This is a genomic window from Peribacillus butanolivorans, assembly GCF_001273755.1.
Classification (GTDB): domain Bacteria; phylum Bacillota; class Bacilli; order Bacillales; family DSM-1321; genus Peribacillus; species Peribacillus butanolivorans.
Map to the genome: position 1 here is coordinate 1,407,012 of NZ_LGYA01000001.1, position 19,437 is coordinate 1,426,448.

Here is a 19,437-nt window from a genome sequence, read left to right on the forward strand (position 1 = left end):
AAGTGAAACCTCTTTATCTTGAAGAATGAAGTCTGAGACTCGTGACATAATAAAGCTATAGGCTTTAGAGAAAGGGGTTGGCATAGTGGATAATGCACCATTACCAAATGAAAATGAAGGCCGGCAGGAAGGTAAAAATTCGACTTTGATTGAAAAAATCCAGCAGCTGGGAACTACAAACGTCCCGCAACTATCACAGGACTCAAAAATCCATTGTTTGACGATCATTGGACAAATTGAAGGACATATGCAGCTGCCGCCTCAGAATAAAACGACCAAATATGAACATGTTATTCCACAAATTGTGGCAATTGAACAAAATCCAAATATTGAGGGACTGCTAGTTATTTTAAATACAGTAGGAGGAGACGTTGAAGCGGGGCTAGCCATTGCCGAGATGTTGGCATCCCTATCCAAGCCGTCCGTGTCGATTGTACTTGGCGGGGGCCATTCTATTGGTGTTCCGATTGCTGTTTCCTGTGACCATTCCTATATAGCTGAAACAGCGACTATGACTATTCATCCTATACGTTTGACAGGTCTTGTCATAGGAGTGCCGCAAACCTTTGAGTACTTGGATAAAATGCAAGAACGAGTTATTAAATTTGTTACGAGGCATTCCAACGTCACGGAAGAAAGTTTTAAAGACCTAATGTTCGCTAAAGGAAATCTAACCCGAGATATTGGCACGAATGTGATTGGTGCCGAGGCGGTTGAAATTGGGATGATTGATGATGTTGGTGGAGTCGGTCAAGCCATGAGAAAACTAAATAGCTTTATGGATGAGAGAAGGCCAAAAATAGCAGGGGAAGAGGGGCTTCTACAATGACACTCTACACCATTGTTCCTGAGGAAATCATTTTCCCTCATCATCATGAGAAGACTGCGAATTTAATTGAAATGATATATAATGGGGTTCATGTGATGGTTGAACATGACGGAGGGAGAACGTTTCGTATCGATCGAATTGTGAGCACAAACCCTGAAGATTATATGAATGTTCACATTCAGCCGGGTGCCGTCATCAATGTTTTCGAACAGTTGAAAAGCTAGAAAAAACGCTAATATAGGTAAATTATGATATACTAAGAAAAAAATTAGCAGCCGCTTGGCTGCTTTATTCATTATATGAAAGAATTGTCATTATGAGTTGTAATTTAGCTGTATCAAGGGACAAGGTCATTTTTATTTGGTATAATTAGTGAGCGAACATTTGTTTTGTGAAGGGAAATCACTACAGGATGTTGAATAGGATGGATAGAATAGTTTCATGAAGAATCAGGTGATGTTATGGCAAAGAAGAAACGCAGGAAAAAGAAAAGTACAGAGAAATTAAAAATTACGCTGAAATATGAATTAATTGGCTTGACTTTAATAGGGTTGGCAGTCATCGCAATTGCAAAGCTTGGGGCAGTCGGAAAAGGGACGGTCTTTTTAATCCGCTTCTTTATGGGAGAATGGTATATCCTCTTTTTACTGGGAGCGATTGCTGCCGGATTCTATTTGATGATTAAAAGAGAAGTCCCTTACTTGCTGAAACGACAATTAATAGGAATGTATTTCCTTGTCGCTAGCATGCTGTTACTTAGTCATGTAACTCTGTTTAATATGCTTGCAGATGGAGGCCCATTTACGAAGCCGAGCGTCATTTCGAATACATGGGAATTATTCTGGATGGAAGTGACCGGCAAGACAAGTACCAAGGATCTTGGCGGTGGAATGATCGGTGCGATTTTATTTGCTGCTTCTCATTTCTTATTTGATGAAGCGGGATCAAAAATAGTTTCATTCCTCTTTATCATTGTAGGGGGCGTGTTATTGACCGGCAAAACGTTAGGAGAAACTCTTGGTAAATTTTTCATGGGTCTTGGTGGCTTTTTTATAAAGCAATGGTCTGCTTTCAGAGACGATATGAAAACATGGAATGATGACAAAAAAGAAAAGAAAAAAAATCCAGTTAAAAAGAAAAAACGTGAAAAAGAATCGGTGGAAGAAACAGTTCAGGCTATTCAGACGGAAGATGAAACACAGCAAATGGCAACGGAACGGATCATTTCAAGCTTTGCTGATAAAGCCTATGGCGACGAAACTGAAGTACTTCCGGTTAAAGCGACACCTACAGTTGAAAGTACAGAGGAGCAAGATGATGCTGTTCCGCCTATGAATTTTACAGAAATAGAAAATAAAGAATATCTTTTACCGCCACTCTCTTTATTATTGCAGCCCAAAAAAACAGACCAAAGCGGGGAGTATCAATTAATACATGAAAACGCGGCAAAGCTTGAACGCACTTTCCATAGCTTTGGAGTTAAAGCAAGGGTCACACAGGTTCATTTAGGCCCAGCTGTAACCAAATATGAAGTACATCCGGATGTGGGTGTCAAGGTCAGTAAAATTGTCAGTCTTTCCGATGATCTGGCCTTGGCTCTAGCAGCGAAAGATATCCGTATTGAAGCACCAATTCCCGGTAAATCGGCGATTGGAATAGAAGTCCCTAACTCCGAGGTGGCGATGGTGTCACTACGGGAAGTTTTAGAGGCGAAAGAAGTTGACAAGCCTGATGCGAAACTTCAAATCGGTTTAGGACGGAATATTTCGGGTGAAGCGGTTAAGGCGGAGCTTAATAAAATGCCGCATTTACTTGTAGCGGGAGCGACAGGCAGTGGGAAATCCGTTTGTATTAACGGTATTATCACGAGTATCTTAATGCGGGCAAAACCACATGAAGTGAAGATGATGATGATTGATCCTAAAATGGTGGAGCTTAATGTATATAATGGAATTCCCCATTTACTGGCCCCAGTTGTGACAAATCCCAAAAAAGCTGCTCAGGCTTTGCAAAAAGTGGTCAGTGAAATGGAACGTCGCTATGAGCTATTTTCTCATTCTGGTACTCGTAATATTGAAGGTTATAACGATTATATTAATCGGTATAATATTGAGGAAGATGCCAAGCAGCCACTCCTGCCTTATATCGTAGTTATTGTGGATGAATTGGCTGACTTGATGATGGTCGCCTCAAATGATGTGGAGGATGCCATCACACGCCTTGCTCAAATGGCACGGGCTGCTGGCATCCATTTAATCATTGCCACTCAGCGGCCGTCTGTCGATGTTATAACAGGGGTCATAAAAGCGAACATCCCATCCCGGATTGCTTTTAGTGTATCATCGATGACAGATTCAAGAACGATTCTGGATATGGGGGGAGCCGAAAAACTATTAGGACGAGGTGACATGCTATTCTTGCCGGCGGGAGCTTCGAAACCGGTTCGGGTCCAAGGTGCCTTTTTATCCGATCATGAAGTAGAGGAAGTCGTCACATATGTTATTTCGCAACAGAAAGCTCAGTATAATGAAGAAATGATTCCGGACGAAATACAAGAGACTTCTAGCGGTGAAGTCGAAGATAGTTTATACGGGGATGCTGTGTCCTTAATTATAGAAATGCAGACGGCATCTGTCTCGATGCTGCAACGTCGTTTCCGGATTGGCTATACCCGTGCTGCCAGATTAATTGATGAAATGGAAGCAAGAGGAATTGTCGGTCCATATGAGGGCAGCAAACCACGAAATGTATTGTTATCTAAAGATGAACAGGATGAAGCTCATTTATCATAGGTAATTAAAAAACCGGGCAGGCGCCCGGTTTTTTTAATTGATCATTGCTTCGTCTAAATGTTTAAAGCAGAAGTCAGAAATCATTGCTTCTTCCTCTTCCTCTAAATCAAAATCGAGTACTTCGTCGTTCCCTTTTTCATAAATATCATATTTAATCAGCTTGCCTACTTGTTCTTCAACAACAAATAGTACCCGGATATATAAACCATTCTCTGAAAAGAGCTCGTCTTCTTCCGGTACTTCAATATCCAAGAAATACTCGAAACGCTCTCCGGATAAAATCCCAAATGGATCATTCAATTTTTCAACGCTGTATTCTGTAATGTTTAACATCATGTGTTCATCCCTTCAAAGAAGATAAATACTATTATACAGGAAAAAAGTATCTTGAAAAGAAAGCTACCGATTTTCATTTTGCATTTATAAAAAAAAAATTTTATCTGATTTAGGAGAATAATCGTACAACTTCTACGGCCTTTACTAGAGTAAAAGGCACAGGTGAGGGTAATTTATCCTAAATTCTTTTATGTTAAATAGTAAAACACTATTTATTTATATCGAAAAAAATGTTATATTATTTTCGATTAGTAGGAATGATTCAACATCAGAGGTCTGATGTCTTAAGAAACTAGCTGGGGGAAACTGTATGTCAATTAAATCAGATAGTCGACATTTATATTTGCAGGTCATTGATTACCTGAAGCAGGATATTGAAGCAGGAGTTTATCAGGAAAATGAAAAATTCCCTTCTGAATTTGATCTTGCTAAAAAACTGGGAGTGAGTAGGGCGACACTTCGAGAAGCGCTGCGGATTTTAGAAGAAGAAAACATTATCATTCGCCGCCATGGAGTTGGAACTTTTGTCAATCCAAAACCTCGGTTTACTTCTGGTATCGAGCAATTAAAAAGTGTCACGAACATGATTGAAGAGGCAGGGATGAAGCCGGGTACGATTTTCTTAAGCTCGACGGCTCAAGAACCTACAGACGAGGATATCCGCAGGTTTTCTTGTTCACCAGATGAACGCATCGTGAGTATTGAACGTGTAAGAACAGCAGATGGCGAGCCGGTTATCTACTGTGTCGACAAAATTCCTGAATCAATTCTTTCAGAAAATTTTGAGCGTAATGATGAGTCTCTTTTTGATATATTGGAAAGAGATGCGAATCGGAAAATTACACATGCCGTAGCAGAAATTGAGCCGATCGGGTATCATGAGAAAGTTTCTCCTATCCTGAAATGTTCGTCAGAAGCCGCATTACTTGTTCTGAAGCAGATGCATCTGGATGATTGGGACCAGCCTATCCTATATTCTGTAAACTACTTTAAAGCCAATATGTTTAGTTTTCATGTTCTTCGGAAGCGAGTTTAGTTCAAAACTCTTACATACGGATGAATGCAAGCGTTTGTTTCGATTCTTAAAAATTGATCAAACGTATGTAAAAAAAAATTTACCGAGATGTGAAAACGCAAACATGAATGACTTTTCAGAACATTCCTGCTGAAAAATTATAAATCTTAGGGGGTAAAAAATTGAAAAAGCGCAAATTAGGTCTAGCTCTTTCACTTGTTCTTGCTGCTGGTACGCTTTTAGGAGCATGTGGTAATTCAGAGAATGATGATAAAGAATCTTCAAATGGAAAAGAAAAGAAGGATAACTTCACAGTAGCTATGGTTACCGATACAGGCGGCGTCGATGATGAATCGTTCAACCAATCAGCTTGGAAGGGAATTCAGGAATTTGGTAAAGAAAATGATTTGGAAAAAGGTAAAGATGGATACAACTATCTTCAATCTAAATCGGATGCTGACTATGCTAAAAACTTGAATACGCTTGTTCGTGAAGATTACAAACTTATCTACGGTATCGGTTTCCTTTTAGCCGAGTCTGTTGGTGAAGTGGCTGACCAACGTCCAGATTCACAATTTGCTATTGTGGATACAGTTGTAGATAAAAAGAATGTAGCCAGCATTAATTTTAAAGAACAGCAAGGATCATTCCTTGTTGGTGTAATTGCCGGTCTACAAACGAAAACAAACAAAGTCGGTTTTATCGGTGGAGTTGAATCTGAATTAATCAAGAAATTCGAAATTGGCTTTAAGGCTGGGGTTTTATCTGTAAATCCGGATGCGAAGGTAGAAGTTAAATATGCCGGAGATTTCAATAAAGCTGACATCGGGAAATCTACTGCAGGATCTATGTATTCTTCAGGTATTGATATCATTTATCATGCTGCTGGCGGAACTGGAAAAGGTGTATTTACTGAGGCAGTCGAGCAAAAACAAAAAGATCCTAAGAGAGAAATTTATGTTATCGGTGTAGACAGTGACCAAGCTAAATTAGGAGCTGTTCCTGGAACGGACGACAACGTTACTTTAACTTCTATGATAAAACGTGTTGATGTTGCAGTTAAAGACCTTTCTACGAAAGCCAAAGAAGGAAACTTCCCAGGTGGAGAAGTTATCGAATACGGTATCAAAGAAAATGGTGTAGGCATTTCTGATACAAAAGATAACGTAACTGAAGAATCTTTAAAAGCGGTTGAAGAATGGACAGAGAAAATTAAATCAGGTGAATTCGTAGTTCCTGGTACGGATAAAGAATTCAAAAAACTTGGTTTATAAGCTGTGATTTTAGAGAGAGTAGGGAGGCATAATTGCCCTCTATTCTTTCTTTTCTACATATAGTTCCTTGAGACTGTAAAATATCGAATGAAAAACTATGATAGAATCGTAGTTTTTCATTTGGTTTTTTCAATAAAACCAAATTGGTAAGGATCAGCAATTTTCTAATAAAGAATCATTTACACTCATTTTAGGAGTTGATAATACGTGGAATATGTAATTGAGATGCTGAATATCCGTAAGGAATTCCCAGGCATCGTCGCTAATGATAACGTAACCCTTCAAGTGAAAAAAGGGGAGATTCACGCATTATTAGGTGAAAATGGTGCGGGTAAATCTACATTGATGAATGTTTTATTCGGCCTATACCAGCCAGAGCAGGGAGAAATCCGTGTAAATGGTAAGCCAGTCAAGATTACCAGCCCGAACATTGCCAATGAATTAGGGATTGGGATGGTGCATCAGCATTTTATGCTTGTTGACCCTTTTACAGTAACAGAAAATATAATTTTAGGAAAAGAACCTTCCAAAGGAGGTAAAATCGACTTAAAAGAAGCGAGTGAGGAAGTTAGGAAACTATCAGAACAATATCAGCTTCGTGTCGACCCTTATGCAAAAATTGCAGATATTTCAATAGGGATGCAGCAGCGTGTCGAAATTCTAAAAACGCTATACCGTGGTGCAGAGATACTGATTTTCGATGAGCCAACAGCTGTGTTGACTCCTCAAGAGATTAAGGAACTGATTTTTATAATGAAGGCTTTGATCAAAGAGGGGAAATCAATCATTTTGATTACTCACAAACTTAAGGAAATTATGGAGGTTTGTGATCGGGTAACTGTCATCCGCAAGGGGCAGGGGATTGGAACAGTGAATGTCAATGAAACGAATCCTAACGAATTGGCCAGCTTAATGGTTGGTCGGGAAGTTCTATTTAAAACTGAAAAAACGGCAGCCTCCCCCTCTGATGTTGTTCTTGATGTTAGCGGACTAGAAGTCAAGGATTCACGGGGAGTTTCAGCTGTCCGGAACTTGGAATTAACGGTTCGTGCAGGGGAGATTGTCGGGATTGCCGGTGTAGATGGCAATGGTCAATCGGAATTAATTGAAGCATTAGCAGGCTTAAGGAAGACGACAGCAGGGTCCATAAAATTAAATGGGAAAGAAATTAGGAATCTAAAGCCGCGCAAAATTACTGAATCAGGCGTGGGTCATATTCCAGAAGACAGGCATAAGCATGGCTTGGTTCTCGATTATAGCATTGGAGAAAATATCGTCTTGCAAACATATTATCAAAAGCCCTATTCAAAAGCTGGTATTTTGAATTCAAAGAGAATCTTTGAAAAAGCGCGTTCATTGATTAAAAGTTACGATGTTCGGACTCCAAGTGAATATACGCCAGCTAGGGCCCTTTCTGGCGGGAATCAGCAAAAGGCAATCATAGGAAGGGAAGTTGATAGGAACCCAGATCTATTGATTGCCGCGCAGCCAACTCGCGGACTCGATGTTGGGGCGATTGAATTTATTCATAAACGCCTGATTGAACAGCGTGATGCAGGAAAAGCGGTACTTCTCATTTCATTCGAATTAGAAGAAATCATGAATGTGAGCGATAAAATTGCCGTTATTTATGAAGGAGAAATCGTCGCCATTGTCAATCCTAAAGAAACGACTGAACAGGAGCTTGGTCTTCTTATGGCTGGCAGCAAGCGTATGGAAGCAGGTGGAAAACAAAATGTCTAAGTATTTTTCTAAATTAACAAGTCCAGTGATTGCGGTTATCCTTGGCTTAATTGTTGGGGCTATCATCATGTTAGTAAGTGGCTATGATCCAATTGCAGGGTATAGCTCCATGATTGGTGGAATTGTTGGAGATTCGTATTATGTAGGAGAATCCGTCAGGACAATTATTCCTTATATCCTCGCTGGTTTGGCGGTAGCCTTTGCTTTTCGTACGGGTCTGTTCAATATCGGAGTCGAAGGGCAATTAATTGTTGGTTGGCTGGCCGCAGTATGGGTAGGGATTGCCTTTGATCTTCCAAGAATTATCCATTTGCCATTAGCGATCTTAGCGGGAGCAGCTGCAGGTGCTTTGTGGGCATTTATTCCGGGGTATTTAAAAGCTAAGTTTCGAGTACACGAAGTAATCGTTTCTATTATGCTGAACTATACAGCTTTATATGTAACGAATTATTTAATTCGGAATGTAATGACAGACAAGCTAGATAAAACTGAAAGAATTGCTGATACAGCATCACTACGGTCTCCTTTCTTTGAAAGCATTACGGATTTTTCCCGCATGCATTGGGGAATAGTCGTAGCCATTATTTGTGTAATCATCATGTGGTTCATTCTCGAAAGAACAAAAACGGGATTTGAACTGAAAGCGGTAGGATTCAATCAGCACGCATCAGAGTATGCAGGGATGAGCGTTAATAAAAACATCATTCTTTCCATGGTTATTTCTGGTGCATTTGCAGGCCTTGCTGGTGCCATGGAAGGCTTAGGGACCTTCGGTTATGCTGCGGTCAAAGGTGGATTTACAGGTATGGGCTTTGATGGGATTGCAGTAGCCTTACTAGGAGCGAATACGGCTATTGGAGTAGTTCTTGCTGCTTTATTATTTGGCGGTCTGAAGGCAGGGGCCTTAAATATGCCGCTCGAAACTGGCATACCAAGTGAAATTGTGGATATTGTCATAGCATTAATTATTTTCTTCGTCGCATCCAGTTATTTTATTCGTTGGATTGCCGCTCGATTTAAGAAAGGGGTGAAATAAGTGGATTTTTACCAAGTATTACAAATTATTATTCCATCTATGATTGCTCTAGCTGCTCCACTTATATTCACTTCACTCGGAGGAGTGTTTTCTGAACGAGCAGGTGTCATAAACATTGGTTTAGAAGGATTAATGGTCATTGGTGCCTTTACAGGAATTGTTTTTAACTTAATGTTTGCAGATGTTTTCGGGGAATGGACTCCATGGCTGGCTGTTTTAGCGGCAATGATTGCTGGATTGTTATTCTCAGTTCTTCATGCGGTGGCGTGTATAACTTTTAGAGCTGATCAAACGGTAAGTGGGGTTGCAATCAACTTATTGGCTGTAGGCCTCACTATGTTTTTAGTGAAGCTGATTTATGACAAAGGCCAAACAGATCGAATTACAGAAACATTCCCAAGGATCGATGTTCCTTTATTAAGTGATATTCCATTTATAGGTCCTATCCTTTTTTCAAATGGTTATTATATTGTCTATATAGCTATTTTGATATCTTTTGTCGTATGGTATGTACTTTATAAAACCCCATTTGGTTTAAGGATTCGTGCAGTAGGGGAGCATCCTATGGCTGCTGATACGATGGGGGTCAATGTTACGAAAATCCGCTATGCAGCGGTTCTGCTATCTGGTGCATTTGGTGGAATCGGCGGTGCGATTTATGCTACTATTTTTTCGAATGAATTTAATCATGCGACAATTAATGGTCAAGGATTTATGGCCATTGCCGCTATGATTTTCGGTAAATGGCATCCAATCGGTGCGATGGGGGCAGCGCTATTCTTTGGATTAGCCCAGAGTTTAAGCATTGTAGGATCGAGCCTTCCTTTCTTCAAGGACATCCCATCCGTTTACCTATTAATCGCGCCTTATGTACTAACAATCATAGCATTAACAGGCTTCATTGGCCGCGCAGATGCTCCAAAAGCTTCTGGTCAGCCATATATTAAAGGGAAAAGATAAGTTATTAACCGGTCCGCTTTGTGTGCTGACCGGTTTTTCCTTGTTACAGAGAGGAAAGATTTAAGCAATATGTGGAGTCCTTGTTGAAATAAAAAAAATAGCTGTAACTTGCATGATTTTTCCTTTCGCATGTATATTTTAAGTAGATGTTTAAAAGGTTACCTATCTACAAACAATAAGCTAATAAAGTTGAATTATATATTGAGGAGGATTATTCATGTCTATTGCTTCCGATACAATTACGGAAAAAAGCGGCTACAGGCTTCACGTGGTCCGCACGGATAAATATAAAACGAATACTCTCGTTCTGAAAATGAAAGCACCGTTGACAAAAGAGAACGTTACATATCGTGCATTACTGCCATATGTGCTACAAAGCAATACAAGTAAATATCCTACAACACCCGAGCTTCGATCTTATCTTGATGATCTTTATGGAGCAGGGTTTTATGTCGATGTCGCTAAAAAAGGAGAATACCAAATCCTAAGCTTTACAATCGATATCGTCAATGAAAAATTTCTAAGTGACCCGACGCCGCTTCTTGAAAAGGCTTTTATGTTGTTATCCGAAGTGATATTTCATCCAAAGAAAAATGGTGAAGCCTTTGACCACAAAACGGTCTCTAATGAAATTCGGTCATTAAAACAGCGGATTCAATCAATTTCCGATGATAAAATGCGGTATTCTGCTACACGACTTGTTGAAGAAATGTGCAAAAACGAACCATATGCTCTAGAAGCGAGCGGGAATCTACAAGACTTGGAGACGATTACCCCTGAGTCCCTTTTTACCTATTATAAAAAAGTATTAACTGAGGATGAAATTGATTTATATGTGATCGGAGATATCGATGAAGCAGAAGTTGAAGTCTTAGCTGACAAATATGTCTCCCTCCTTCCAGATCGTGTGCCGGCAAGGCTGCAGAGGGATACAGGTAAAGAAGTAGGTAAGGAAAAAGAAATCATTGAGAATTCTGACGTGAAACAAGGAAAATTGAATATAGGTTATCGAACCCATGTCGCGTATGGTGATTCGGATTATTATGCACTACAGCTATTCAATGGGATTTTTGGTGGCTTTTCACATTCAAAGCTTTTCATCAATGTCCGGGAGAAAGCTAGCCTTGCCTATTACGCAGCCTCCAGGCTCGAAAGTCATAAAGGCCTTCTAATGGTTATGGCAGGTATTGAAAATGCTAACTATAAGCAAGCACTAGATATTATTAATGAACAAATGAATGAAATGAAGCAAGGGAATTTTTCTGAAGAAGAACTGGCACAGACAAAAGCGGTCATTAAAAATCAGCTTCTTGAAACCATTGACGTTTCGAGAGGTCTGGTCGAAATTTTATATCATAATGTGGTTTCCGGCCATGATATCTCACTCGACGAATGGTTTGCAAAAACAGAGCAGACGACAAAGGAAGAAATCGTCGCCGTTGGTCAAAAAATTCAGCTTGATACGATCTATTTCCTAACAGAAGCGGAGGTGCAAGGGTAATGGAGAAAATAGTATTTAGTCAATTGAAAGAAGAGCTTTTCCATGAAAAATTGGAGAATGGCCTTGAAGTATATATTCTCCCGAAAAAAGAGTTTAATAAATCCTTCGCGACGTTTACAACGAAGTATGGTTCAGTCGATAATCATTTTAAACCATTGAATCAAAAGGAATTCACGAAGGTGCCTGATGGAATTGCACATTTTCTAGAACATAAGCTTTTTGAAAAAGAAGATGGTGATGTTTTTCAGCAATTCTCAAAGCAGGGAGCATCTGCAAATGCCTTCACTTCGTTTACCCGGACAGCTTATCTATTCTCAAGCACTTCCGACTTTGAAAGGAATTTAACGACGTTGATCGACTTTGTTCAGGACCCTTATTTTTCGGAAAAGACTGTAGAGAAGGAAAAAGGAATCATTGGGCAGGAAATTAATATGTATGATGATAATTCTGATTGGCGATTATATTTCGGGACGATTGCAAACATGTATCATCAACATCCTGTGAAAATCGATATTGCCGGTACGGTGGAATCTATTGCTGGTATTACGAAAGACATGCTTTACGAATGTTATAATACGTTTTATCATCCAAGCAACATGCTGTTATTCGTTGTAGGACCGGTTGATGCTGAAAGTACCATGAAGTTGATTCGGGATAATCAAAATAATAAAGAATATCAGGAACAGCCGGAAGTAGAGCGTAAATTTGAAGCGGAGCCGGAAACGGTTGCTAAAGATAAGGAAATATTAAAAATGAATGTTCAGACACCGAAAGTGATGGTGGGAATCAAGGCTACCGATGTTTATCAATCCGGTGTACAACTATTGAAAAGGGAGTTGGCGACCAATATTTATTTAGAAATGTTGTTCGGCAAAAGTTCTCCTCTGCACGAAACAATGTACGAGAAGGGTTTGATTGATCAAAGCTTCTCTTATGACTATACGCAGGAACAAGGTTTTGGGTTTGCATTAATTGGCGGGGATAGTACAAAACCTGAAGAACTAACAGAGTCTTTATTGGAAATTCTGCAAAAGTCCAAATCTGGAACCGGCTTGAGTGAAGAAAGCCTGCAAAGGACGATTAAGAAGAAAATCGGTTCTTTCCTTCGTTCTCTGAATTCACCGGAATATATTGCGAATCAATTCACCCGATATGCTTTCAATGATATGAACTTGTTTGATGTGGTATCGGTATTGGAAAAACTTACGATTGAAGATATCGGGAAGGTCGCCAAGGAATTTATTTCCGATGAACGGATGACAGTCTGTCAGGTACTTCCAAAATAATATATAAAGGGGGCGAGAATGTGGAGAAGCGTTTTGCCCTTATTACGGGAGCGAGTGGAGGAATCGGCAGGGAAATTGCTGTAAAGCTCGCCGAGGAGAACTATTCACTTTATCTACATTACAACAGCAATGAGGAAGCGATTCGGAAGTTGATTGAAGAGCTTAAACAATATCAGGTTGAACTTATTCCGATTCAAGCAGATTTAGCCGCGGCGGACGGATACAAGAAATTGGCGCAAAATATTTTTGCCCTTCATGCCATCGTTCTCAACAGTGGCAATAGCTATTATGGACTCATATCCGATATGGATGAGCAAATCGTTAATGAAATGGTTCAGTTGCATGTAACGAGTCCTTTCCAATTAACAAAGGAACTACTTCCGAAATTAATGTATCAAGAACAAGCTGCCATCGTGGCCGTCACATCCATTTGGGGACAGACGGGTGCATCTTGTGAAGTGCTATATTCAATGGTCAAGGGCAGTCAAAATGCTTTTATTAAGGCGTTAAGCAAAGAAGTATCTCTTAATGGAATTCGGGTCAATGCAGTTGCTCCCGGTGCAATTTCCACTTCTATGCTTGAGTCTTTCAGTGCCCAAGACTTGGAAATCATAAAAGGCGATATTCCTATGGGGCGTATGGGTAGTTCGAAGGAAGTAGCCGAGGCCGTGTTCTATTTACTGTCTGACAAGGCCTCTTATATAACCGGGCAAATCTTAGGAGTAAACGGTGGCTGGTACACCTGATTTTTTTAATACTATGTATAATTCTTTCGTTTCCTTCACAAAATATCTATGTACTATTTTGAAGGAAAGGGTGACCATTCATGTCTGTATTAGACAATTGGGATCAATGGAAAAATTTCTTAGGCGACAGATTAAATCAAGGTGAACATCAAGGTTTGTCAGAAGGTGCTGTTAACAACTTAGCTTTCGAAATTGGTGATTACCTTTCACAGCAAGTTGAGCCTAAAAATGATCAACAGAAAGTAATTGCTGACCTTTGGTCGGTCGCAAGCGAAGAAGAAAAACATGCCATGGCAAGCGTTATGGTCAAGTTAGTTGGAAACAATGGAACAAAGTAAATTTTCAAGCCAAAGGCCCTGTTATTTAAATAACAGGGCCTTTGGCTTGAAGATAACTACCTGATCTATCCCCTAATATAAAAATGAACACTTTTATAGGGTTTTTCCTTTTAACTTATCACGAAATACTATATTATAGAAGCTAGACAATAATAATTAATGGTTACAGACCTTGAAATTTATGATGGATAAGTTTTGCTCGAATGTTGGGTAAAAGCTTCTAGGCTTAAGGAGTGTTATCGTGGAGAAAAAAGAATGGTATTTTGAATATGAAATTCAAGTCAACCGTCCAGGTTTATTGGGGGATATTTCATCCCTGCTGGGTATGCTATCCATCAATATCATCACTATTAACGGTGTCGATGAAGGTAGGCGAGGTTTACTTCTAATGGCAGAAGATAGCCGGAATATAGAAAGATTCGAATCAATCCTCCATACGATGGATACGATAAAGGTCATTAAGCTTAGGGAACCTAAATTGCGTGATCGTCTTGCTGTCAGGCATGGGCGTTATATTCAGCGCGATGCTGATGAAAAAAACACGTTCAGGTTTGTCCGTGATGAACTAGGGTTGCTTGTCGATTTCTTGGCCGAGTTATTTAAACAAGAAGGTCATAAGTTAATCGGGATTCGAGGCATGCCCCGCGTAGGGAAAACCGAATCTATCGTAGCCTCGAGTGTATGTGCTAATAAAAGATGGTTATTTGTGTCATCGACCCTTTTAAAGCAGACTATCCGCAGTCAGCTTATTGAAGATGAATATAACAATGATAATTTGTTTATTTTAGATGGGATTGTTTCAACTCGCCGTGCAAATGAGCGTCATTGGCAGCTAATCCGTGAAATCATGAGGCTTGATGCTGTCAAAGTCATCGAACATCCTGACGTTTTTGTACAAAATACGGAGTATACTCTCGAAGACTTTGATTATATTATTGAATTGCGAAACAATCCAGATGAAGAAATAACATATGAAGTTGTCGACCAAAAAGACGAGTTTTCAGGGTCGGAATTTGGTTCCTTTGACTTTTAAAATGGCAGGTGTTTTATTTGACTGAGTTAGGTAATCGATTAAAGGAAGCTAGGGAAGCCAAAGGGCTTAGCTTAGAAGATTTACAAGAATTAACGAAGATTCAAAAGCGTTACCTCATTGGAATTGAAGAGGGCAATTACAGTATGATGCCTGGAAAGTTTTATGTACGGGCATTCATTAAGCAATATTGTGAAGCGGTCGGACTGGATTCAGAAGAGATTTTTGAACAGTACAAGAGTGAAGTGCCTTCAGTTTATAGTGAGGAACTACCTGAACAACTTTCGAGGGTCCAATCCCGGAAAACGATTCCTGCTGGGGACTCCAAAGTTGTAGAAATGTTACCTAAAATCCTGGTTGCCGTTTTAGTTATTGGTGTTGCTATTTTAATTTGGGTGCTAGTATCCAGTAATATGAGTAAGCCTGATAGTGACGATAAAAAGAACGATAAACAGAATGAAGCGGTTGGATACAATAAAAGTGATGAGTTTAATAAAGAAGAAGAAAAAGCAGACAAAAAGCAAGATGTAAAAAAAGAAGATACATCTGACAAAAAAGATGATGCAGATGACGCTGTAGATGAAAAGACACAGCAGGAACTTGCCGTTGTCAGCACTAGCGGTAAAAATAGTACGTATGAATTGAAAAATACAGATACCTTTAAATTAAAGGTGACTTCTAAAGGCTCACCGTGGGTTGGCATTAATAACGGAGAAGGGAAATTACTATTCCAGGGCACAATTAATAAAAACGAAAGCCAGGAAATTGATTTCACCAATGAAAAAGAAGCTGTCATCAATATAGGCAGAGCATATGAAACTGAAATTTATGTGAATGATGAGAAGCTGGAGTATTCTATTTCACCGACTGAAGTGAATACGCAATTGGTTACGATACAATTTACGAAAGCCGAATAGTCATCTTTAGATGACTATTTTTCTCTTTATATTTCAAAGGTTGAAAATGGTTTGCCCGGCATATAACATTGGGTTTTGAGTTAAATTATACATAGGAAATATCTTGGCCTTAGGCCTCATATTATTTAGATTGAAAACGCATTGCCCAAAAAGCAGGCGTAAATTTTGGAGGTTAAAAGTTTGAATCTGCCTAATAAGATTACAGTAGCAAGAATCTGTTTAATACCAGTTTTTTTAATCATCATGCTCGTACCTTTTTCATGGGGGACGCTTACCTGGGGAGAGTACAAATTACCAGTTGCGCATTTAGCGGGAGCTATTCTCTTTATTATAGCTTCTACTACGGATTGGATTGATGGTCATTTTGCCAGAAAATATAATATGATTACTGATTTAGGGAAATTTTTAGATCCATTGGCTGATAAACTTCTGGTTTCGGCTGCATTAATTGTATTGGTTGATCTAGATTTAATGTACGATCAGTCTTGGATTGCTATCGTTATCATTAGCCGTGAATTTGCTGTGACTGGATTACGATTGGTATTAGCTGGTACAGGGGAAGTAGTTGCAGCGAACCAGCTTGGTAAAATCAAAACATGGGCACAAATAGTAGCTATTTCAGCATTATTGTTGCATAACTTACCATTTGCCCTCATTTCGCTGCCGTTTGCTAATATCACTTTATGGATTGCATTAATCTTTACAATATGGTCTGGTTTGGATTATTTTATAAAAAACAAAGAGGTATTTGTTAATTCTAAGTAAACGAATGGGTGGTTTTGAAAATATGGATGCAGAAATCATTGCAGTAGGCTCTGAACTTCTTTTGGGACAAATTAATAACACAAATGGAAGATTTTTATCACAACAGTTTGCCGAAATGGGTGTCAATGTTTTTTACCATACTGTCGTCGGAGATAATGACCGACGATTACAACAAGCCATAGAAATTGCAGAATCCCGGGCTAACTTGATTGTATTTACCGGTGGACTTGGTCCTACTAAAGATGATTTAACGAAAGAAACGATTGCTCGCCATATAGGAAAAAAACTCGTTTTTAATGATGAAGCACTTCAATCCATTGAAGCGTACTTTGAAAAACGCGGCCGGATGATGACGGAGAACAACAAAAAGCAGGCTCTCGTCTTAGAAGGCAGCGAGGTCTTGGCAAACGATCATGGCATGGCTCCGGGGATGATCTTGGCGAAATCCGGAATCACGTATATGTTGCTTCCTGGACCTCCGAGTGAAATGGAACCAATGTTTTTAAGCTATGGTTATGAATCGATTATGAATAAACTTGAAAAGCATGAACGGATCGACTCCAAGGTTCTTCGGTTTTACGGGATAGGGGAGGCTGAACTGGAAACAGTGATTGAAGATCTTCTTGTCAATCAAACGAATCCCACAATCGCTCCACTGGCTGCCGAAGGGGAAGTAACGTTAAGGATTACCGCTAAAGACTCTTCTAAAGAAAAATGTGAGGAGCTTATTTTAGAAGCGGAAAAAGAAATTTTAAACAGGGTCGGCAAGTTTTATTATGGAAGTGATAATACTTCGCTCATAAAAGAACTTGTTAAAGAATTAACGGTCCGAAAGCTTTCAATAGCGGCAGCGGAAAGCTTGACCGGTGGTATGTTTCAAGAGCAACTTACAACGATACCAGGCGCCGGAAAAGTGTTCAAGGGCGGTATTGTCAGTTATACAAATGATGCGAAGTCGAATGTTTTGGGCATCAGTGACGCGACAATCTCGAAAAATGGCGTAGTCAGTGGTGAGTGTGCAATGGAAATGGCTTCTAATGCCCGGGAAAAGTTCGATGCGGATGTAGGTATCAGTTTTACTGGTGTTGCAGGGCCTGATGAACAAGAAGGCAAGCCAGTAGGTACGGTCTTCATTGGAGTTTCTTACCGTGATGGAGACACTCACTTTAAAGAGTTGAATTTATCTGGAAGCAGGGCGCAAAACCGTGTTCGTAGCGTGAAGTACGGCTGTCATTATTTATTAAGGGACTTATAAAAGACGAAGCAGAGCTTTTTAAAGGCTCTGTTTTTGTTTGATTTAAGAAGTTTCTTTCATGTAAAAAAAGGGAAAAGAAAAAACAGTTAATTCTATAAAAATGCTTTTTCAAAGACGTTATTGAATGAAAATGATGATTTTCTTTAGGAGAAATACTTTTTTGTAAAGAACATTTCAATTGAAAAAAACGAATGAATGTTCGACTTTTTGCTTGGCAAAATAGTAAAAAGAGTATATAGTAAAGATAGGTTTTGAGACAAGATACAAACCTTGTTCTCAAATAATTGCTTACGTAAGAACATCTTTAATCGGACAGCCGATTATTTGAATATAGAGGAGGAAATTGAGTGAGTGATCGTCAAGCGGCTTTAGATATGGCGTTAAAACAAATTGAAAAACAATTTGGTAAAGGTTCTATTATGAAACTTGGAGAACAGTCTGATCGAAGAATCTCAACGATTTCAAGCGGTTCTTTAGCATTGGACGTAGCATTGGGAGTAGGCGGATACCCAAGAGGCCGGGTCATTGAGATATACGGACCTGAAAGCTCAGGTAAAACGACTGTTGCATTGCATGCAATTGCAGAAGTACAAAAGACTGGAGGCACGGCTGCATTCATTGATGCTGAGCATGCTTTAGATCCAGCATATTCAGAAAAACTTGGTGTGAATATTGATGAGTTACTGCTTTCTCAGCCTGATACGGGTGAACAAGCACTTGAGATTGCTGAGGCGTTAGTGCGAAGCGGCGCGGTAGATATCATTGTTATCGACTCCGTAGCGGCTCTTGTTCCAAAAGCTGAAATCGAAGGTGAAATGGGAGATTCCCATATGGGTCTTCAAGCCCGGATGATGTCACAGGCGCTTAGAAAGCTGTCTGGTGCCATTAATAAATCAAATACCATTGCTATATTCATTAACCAAATCCGTGAAAAAATCGGGGTTATGTTTGGAAATCCAGAAACGACTCCAGGTGGCCGTGCATTGAAATTCTATTCAACTGTTCGCCTTGAAGTACGTCGTGCTGAACAATTGAAACAAGGTAATGAAATTGTCGGTAATAAAACCAAAATTAAAATCGTGAAAAATAAGGTAGCTCCCCCATTCCGTCAAGCAGAAGTCGACATTATGTATGGTCAAGGGATTTCTCAGGAAGGTGAAATCATTGATATGGGTGCAGATCTTGATATTGTCCTAAAAAGCGGCTCTTGGTATTCATACAATGAAGAGCGTGTCGGACAAGGACGGGAAAATGCGAAAATGTTCTTGAAAGAAAATCAGGATATTGCTCTGGAAATTTCACAGAAAATCAGAGATCATTATAACCTTGATGGAGAGCATGAACTACCAGAAGAGACAGAAGAGGAACATTTTGAATTACTTGATTAATGATAGAAAAAGACCTAAGCTTGTTTGCTTAGGTCTTTTTCTATATCTTGTGAAGTCATGTAAAATGAAAAAAGTACAAAATTTTCAGCGAATTTATCGGTCGTGAAAACGGGTTTACAGTCTTTTTCCATAATAATGTTGTACAGAATAGCGATTGATATTAATAAAACTTGAATAATCATTGATACATAAGGGACAAACGCTTGACAATAAAAATTCTCAACTA

At 39.4% G+C, this 19,437-nt stretch carries 18 protein-coding genes; 17 read left to right on the forward strand and 1 reads right to left on the reverse strand.

Going from position 1 to position 19,437, the window contains the following annotated elements; translation table 11 throughout:
• Positions 1-82 precede the first annotated feature (82 nt).
• The 3 genes from AKG34_RS06735 to AKG34_RS06745 all read left to right on the forward strand — a co-directional run bounded on the left by AKG34_RS06735 (position 83) and on the right by AKG34_RS06745 (position 3,621).
• Positions 83-829: a ClpP family protease gene (locus AKG34_RS06735; RefSeq protein ID WP_180319959.1), complete on the forward strand. Its 747-nt coding sequence runs from the start codon at positions 83-85 to the stop codon at positions 827-829.
• A complete protein-coding gene (locus AKG34_RS06740; RefSeq protein ID WP_053345379.1) occupies positions 826-1,053 on the forward strand; it encodes a YlzJ-like family protein in 228 nt (75 codons plus the stop codon). The genes AKG34_RS06735 and AKG34_RS06740 overlap by 4 nt, the downstream gene beginning before the upstream one ends.
• Before the next feature lie 237 nt (positions 1,054-1,290).
• Positions 1,291-3,621 carry a DNA translocase FtsK gene (locus AKG34_RS06745; RefSeq protein WP_053345380.1) on the forward strand — a complete coding sequence of 777 codons (2,331 nt, stop codon included), beginning with the start codon at positions 1,291-1,293 and terminating at the stop codon, positions 3,619-3,621.
• 33 nt (positions 3,622-3,654) lie between these two features.
• On the opposite strand, the gene AKG34_RS06750 is transcribed toward AKG34_RS06745, so the two are convergent.
• A complete protein-coding gene (locus tag AKG34_RS06750; protein ID WP_053348016.1) occupies positions 3,655-3,954 on the reverse strand; it encodes a DUF6509 family protein in 300 nt (99 codons plus the stop codon).
• 313 nt (positions 3,955-4,267) lie between these two features.
• On the opposite strand from AKG34_RS06750, the gene AKG34_RS06755 reads away from it, so the two are divergent.
• The 14 genes from AKG34_RS06755 (at position 4,268) to recA (ending at position 19,211) form a co-directional block, all read left to right on the forward strand.
• Positions 4,268-4,993 carry a GntR family transcriptional regulator gene (locus AKG34_RS06755; protein WP_053345381.1) on the forward strand — a complete coding sequence of 242 codons (726 nt, stop codon included), beginning with the start codon at positions 4,268-4,270 and terminating at the stop codon, positions 4,991-4,993.
• 161 nt (positions 4,994-5,154) lie between these two features.
• A complete protein-coding gene (locus tag AKG34_RS06760) occupies positions 5,155-6,246 on the forward strand; it encodes a BMP family lipoprotein (RefSeq protein ID WP_053345382.1) in 1,092 nt (363 codons plus the stop codon).
• Positions 6,247-6,453: 207 nt separating this feature from the next.
• Positions 6,454-7,989 (forward strand): ABC transporter ATP-binding protein, encoded by a 1,536-nt coding sequence (locus tag AKG34_RS06765; protein ID WP_053345383.1) that lies wholly within the window; start codon positions 6,454-6,456, stop codon positions 7,987-7,989.
• Entirely contained in the window at positions 7,982-9,025 is a 1,044-nt protein-coding gene (locus tag AKG34_RS06770) for an ABC transporter permease (protein ID WP_053345384.1), read from the forward strand. Before AKG34_RS06765 ends, AKG34_RS06770 begins: the two co-directional genes overlap by 8 nt.
• A complete protein-coding gene (locus AKG34_RS06775) occupies positions 9,026-9,985 on the forward strand; it encodes an ABC transporter permease (protein ID WP_152952248.1) in 960 nt (319 codons plus the stop codon). It begins immediately after the preceding gene.
• A gap of 217 nt (positions 9,986-10,202) precedes the next feature.
• Positions 10,203-11,486, forward strand: a complete 1,284-nt coding sequence (yfmF, locus tag AKG34_RS06780) for an EF-P 5-aminopentanol modification-associated protein YfmF (protein ID WP_053345385.1) — start codon at positions 10,203-10,205, stop codon at positions 11,484-11,486.
• Positions 11,486-12,772, forward strand: coding sequence for an EF-P 5-aminopentanol modification-associated protein YfmH (yfmH, locus tag AKG34_RS06785; protein ID WP_053345386.1), 1,287 nt, complete (start codon positions 11,486-11,488; stop codon positions 12,770-12,772). The genes yfmF and yfmH overlap by 1 nt, the downstream gene beginning before the upstream one ends.
• A gap of 20 nt (positions 12,773-12,792) precedes the next feature.
• Positions 12,793-13,518, forward strand: coding sequence for an elongation factor P 5-aminopentanone reductase (gene ymfI, locus AKG34_RS06790; protein ID WP_053345387.1), 726 nt, complete (start codon positions 12,793-12,795; stop codon positions 13,516-13,518).
• 80 nt (positions 13,519-13,598) lie between these two features.
• Positions 13,599-13,856, forward strand: a complete 258-nt coding sequence (locus tag AKG34_RS06795; RefSeq protein WP_053345388.1) for a DUF3243 domain-containing protein — start codon at positions 13,599-13,601, stop codon at positions 13,854-13,856.
• 241 nt (positions 13,857-14,097) lie between these two features.
• Entirely contained in the window at positions 14,098-14,889 is a 792-nt protein-coding gene (locus AKG34_RS06800) for a DUF3388 domain-containing protein (protein WP_053345389.1), read from the forward strand.
• 8 nt (positions 14,890-14,897) lie between these two features.
• On the forward strand, positions 14,898-15,803 hold the full coding sequence (locus AKG34_RS06805) for a helix-turn-helix domain-containing protein (protein WP_321177339.1): 906 nt from the start codon (positions 14,898-14,900) through the stop codon (positions 15,801-15,803).
• Positions 15,804-15,983: 180 nt separating this feature from the next.
• The gene (gene pgsA, locus AKG34_RS06810) at positions 15,984-16,568 is read left to right on the forward strand and encodes a CDP-diacylglycerol--glycerol-3-phosphate 3-phosphatidyltransferase (protein WP_053345391.1); all 585 of its coding nucleotides are present in this window, start codon (positions 15,984-15,986) and stop codon (positions 16,566-16,568) included.
• Positions 16,569-16,590: 22 nt separating this feature from the next.
• Positions 16,591-17,823, forward strand: a complete 1,233-nt coding sequence (locus AKG34_RS06815; protein WP_053348018.1) for a competence/damage-inducible protein A — start codon at positions 16,591-16,593, stop codon at positions 17,821-17,823.
• 347 nt (positions 17,824-18,170) lie between these two features.
• The gene (gene recA / locus AKG34_RS06820) at positions 18,171-19,211 is read left to right on the forward strand and encodes a recombinase RecA (protein ID WP_053345392.1); all 1,041 of its coding nucleotides are present in this window, start codon (positions 18,171-18,173) and stop codon (positions 19,209-19,211) included.
• Positions 19,212-19,437: the final 226 nt, after the last annotated feature.

Bases quoted from the DNA above. Each gene is read 5' to 3' on its own strand.
- AKG34_RS06740 (WP_053345379.1), top strand. From the start codon at position 826: ATGACACTCTACACCATTGTTCCTGAGGAAATCATTTTCCCTCATCAT.
- AKG34_RS06745 (WP_053345380.1), top strand. From the start codon at position 1,291: ATGGCAAAGAAGAAACGCAGGAAAAAGAAAAGTACAGAGAAATTAAAA.
- AKG34_RS06750 (WP_053348016.1), bottom strand. From the start codon at position 3,954: ATGTTAAACATTACAGAATACAGCGTTGAAAAATTGAATGATCCATTT.
- AKG34_RS06755 (WP_053345381.1), top strand. From the start codon at position 4,268: ATGTCAATTAAATCAGATAGTCGACATTTATATTTGCAGGTCATTGAT.
- AKG34_RS06770 (WP_053345384.1), top strand. From the start codon at position 7,982: ATGTCTAAGTATTTTTCTAAATTAACAAGTCCAGTGATTGCGGTTATC.
- yfmF (WP_053345385.1), top strand. From the start codon at position 10,203: ATGTCTATTGCTTCCGATACAATTACGGAAAAAAGCGGCTACAGGCTT.
- yfmH (WP_053345386.1), top strand. From the start codon at position 11,486: ATGGAGAAAATAGTATTTAGTCAATTGAAAGAAGAGCTTTTCCATGAA.
- AKG34_RS06795 (WP_053345388.1), top strand. From the start codon at position 13,599: ATGTCTGTATTAGACAATTGGGATCAATGGAAAAATTTCTTAGGCGAC.
- AKG34_RS06815 (WP_053348018.1), top strand. From the start codon at position 16,591: ATGGATGCAGAAATCATTGCAGTAGGCTCTGAACTTCTTTTGGGACAA.